This window comes from Proteus sp. TSJ240517, assembly GCF_047921575.1.
In the GTDB taxonomy this organism is placed as follows: Bacteria; Pseudomonadota; Gammaproteobacteria; order Enterobacterales; family Enterobacteriaceae; genus Proteus.
This window is the reverse complement of sequence record NZ_JBLRMH010000030.1, coordinates 1-562: the sequence shown is the minus strand read 5'-3', so window position 1 is coordinate 562 and position 562 is coordinate 1. Positions and strand designations below refer to the sequence as shown.

Genomic DNA, 562 nt, shown 5'->3' with positions numbered 1-562 from the left:
CGTGACGGCAGGCAAAGTGTCAATGGATATTCCGAAAGACGCAGTACAAGACGGCCAAAACAGTGTTGATGTTAGTTTAACTCAGGGAAGTAATCCGCCGAAACAAGGGAATAAAGTGGAATTTGCTGTTGATGGACAAATTCCAGGCGACACCGACGGTGACGGCGTGGTGGATGCATTACCGCAAGTGACCATTCCAGAAGCAGCTGACGGCGTGAATGCCGACGAGTTAAAAGACGGCGTACAAACCGAAGTGACCGTGCCAGCAGGCAGTGCGGAAGGGGATAAACTCACCCTGACGATCACCAAACCCGACGGTAGCACTGACACCGTTGAACACACGCTGACGGCAGATGAAGTCACGGCGGGTAAAGCAGAGGTCACTATTCCGGCAGATAAAGTGACGGCAGGCGGTAACTACGCTGTTACGGCTGAAATTACCGATCCAGCGGGTAACACCAGTGGAAAAGGTCAACCAACTGACTTTACGGTCGACACTCAAATTCCAGGCGACACCGACGGTGACGGCGTGGTAGATACTACTCCGGTGGTGACCATTCCT

General features: G+C 52.8%; 1 protein-coding gene. It reads left to right on the top strand.

Annotated elements, in window-relative coordinates; translation table 11 throughout:
* Positions 1–22: 22 nt before the first annotated feature.
* On the top strand, positions 23–562 hold a 540-nt coding region (locus ACNARN_RS18625; protein WP_416304820.1), incomplete at its 3' end, for an Ig-like domain-containing protein.